This is a genomic window from Desulfovulcanus sp. (genome assembly GCF_982781345.1).
On sequence record NZ_CEYAEZ010000155.1, the window covers coordinates 1 to 1,396 of the forward strand.

2 protein-coding genes are annotated in these 1,396 nt (G+C 40.6%); both read left to right on the forward strand.

Features of this window, described 5'->3' with window-relative positions; genetic code table 11:
* On the forward strand, positions 1-948 hold a 948-nt coding region (locus AC3WVG_RS11840; protein WP_488798323.1), incomplete at its 5' end, for a LysM peptidoglycan-binding domain-containing protein.
* A gap of 66 nt (positions 949-1,014) precedes the next feature.
* On the forward strand, positions 1,015-1,396 hold a 382-nt coding region (locus AC3WVG_RS11845), incomplete at its 3' end, for an FKBP-type peptidyl-prolyl cis-trans isomerase (protein WP_488798324.1).

Here is a 1,396-nt window from a genome sequence, read left to right on the forward strand (position 1 = left end):
TGGTACGACGGACGCCAAGATGTATTGGCCTCAACCGATGCAGCACTAGATTACTTAAGCTATTTACATAAACGTTTTGATGGTAATTGGTTGCATGCACTTGCGGCCTATAACACCGGTGAAGGCCGAGTTAAACGTGCTATAAAACGCAATCAAAAACGAGGGAAGTCAACTGACTTTTGGGCACTAACCCTACCAAAAGAAACCGCTGACTATGTACCAAAACTATTAGCATTAAGCTATTTAGTAAAACACCCTAAGGCAAAATTTAAACGCCCAAAGCTTCCTTATAAAGCACTGACCACCTCGTTAAATGTGGCAAAACAGTTCGACTTTTCAATTATGGCCAAGCTCTCTGGTATGGGTGTAAAACAGCTACATGCTCTTAATAGGGGTTATTTAAAAAACCAAAGTTCCCCCCATGGCCCGCATACTTTGTTGCTTCCTATTGAGCAACAAGCTTTACTAAAAAACCGTTTTTTTAAAGCCAATTTTGCAGGCGAATACATAGTCAAAAAAAATGACACACTATACGGTATTGCTAGGCATTTTGGCTTGCCTTTAAAGGCACTAAAACAGCTCAATAATAAGCAAAATAACTTTATTGGTGTTGGCGAAAAGCTTATTTTAGGGGAGCCGCAAACGTTACCTGAATCGCTCACTATTAACTATAAAATAAGCCCTTACTTGGAACAAAAAGAGCCTGTCATTCCAACCATCGAGGTAGATTACCACGTTAAGCCCGGTGATAACCTGTGGAATATAAGTCAGTTGTATGGCGTTGCTCATAGCGATTTAGCACGTTGGAATAAGTTATCAGCATCTAGCGTATTAAAGCCTGGGACTCAGTTAGTTTTATTTATACCCCAAGCTGCGACACCTAAAACCACACCTGCTAAAAAAGATCTGTTGCTCGACTTACAAAATACATTAAATCATCCCCGTTAAGTTTCTAAAGCGCAGTATTTCGCGTAAAATTGCTTTTTAATTTATTTAAATCTTAAAGAGACAAACATGCAAATCAGTAAAAATTCTGCCGTTGAATTTCATTACACCCTTAGCGAAGCGGGTGAGCAAATAGAAAGCAGCCTAAACGACGCGCCATTAAGTTACATTCACGGCAGCGAAGGCATGCTACCCGGTTTAGAAACCGCACTTGAAGGTAAAGCCGCTGGTGATAAATTTAGCGTTACTTTATCTCCAAGTGAATCATACGGTGAGCGTGTTGATGACTTAATTCAACGCATCCCGCTTAAGCACTTACAAGGCGATGTAAAAGTATGGAAGCCTGGTATGACCGCGATGGTGCAATCAAATCAAGGTCGCCATCAAGTGACTATCGTAAAAGTAGGCCGCTTTAATGCTGATTGTGATTTAAACCACCCATTTGCTGGTA